Origin of the sequence: Tsukamurella sputi (genome assembly GCF_007858445.1) — a bacterium.
Classification (GTDB): domain Bacteria; phylum Actinomycetota; class Actinomycetes; order Mycobacteriales; family Mycobacteriaceae; genus Tsukamurella; species Tsukamurella sputi.
In genome coordinates this window covers 1-659 of the sequence record NZ_VIGV01000066.1, presented here as the reverse complement: position 1 = coordinate 659, position 659 = coordinate 1, and the positions used below count along the sequence as shown (strand labels likewise).

1 protein-coding gene is annotated in these 659 nt (G+C 67.2%); it reads right to left on the bottom strand.

Going from position 1 to position 659, the window contains the following annotated elements:
- A partial coding sequence (locus FK268_RS23185; protein ID WP_146437808.1) for an ABC transporter permease occupies positions 1 to 659 on the bottom strand: 659 nt, incomplete at both ends.

Below are 659 nucleotides of genomic sequence, written 5' to 3'. Positions count from 1 at the left end.
CCGTCGGCGATGTCCATGCCCCACGAGACCTCGCTCGCCGGGAGGCCGATGCCCAGGTAGGACAGCGTCGCCTCGGTGACGATGTAGATGCCGAGCGCGACGGTGGCGACGACGATCACCGGACCGAGGCAGTTCGGGATCACGTGCGTGAAGAGCGTCCTGACCTTGGACGCGCCCAGGGACTTCGAGGCGTCGATAAACTCCTCGTTACGGATCGAGATGGCCGCCGATCGCGCGATGCGGGCGATCTGCGGCCAGCTGAAGATCGTCAACACCAGCACCACCGAGTAGACCGTGCGCGAGGTGACCATCTGCATCACCACGACAGCGGCCAGCATGAGCGGGACGCCGAAGAAGATGTCCGACAGGCGCGCGATCAGTGAGTCGAGCCAGCCCCCGTAGAAGCCGGCGGTGGCACCGAGCAGGCCGCCGATCACCACCACAGCGATCGTGGTGAGCACGCCGACCAGGACCGAGGCGCGGGCACCGTAGATCGTGCGCGCGTAGATGTCGTAACCCTGGAGATCGGTGCCGAACCAGTGCTCGCCGCTGGGCGGCAGGAGCGAGCGGTCGAGCGAGGCCTCGTGCGGGTCCTTGCCGAAGGCGAAGACGCCCGGGAAGAGCACCACGAGCAGGATCAGCGTCAGGAGGGCGACGCA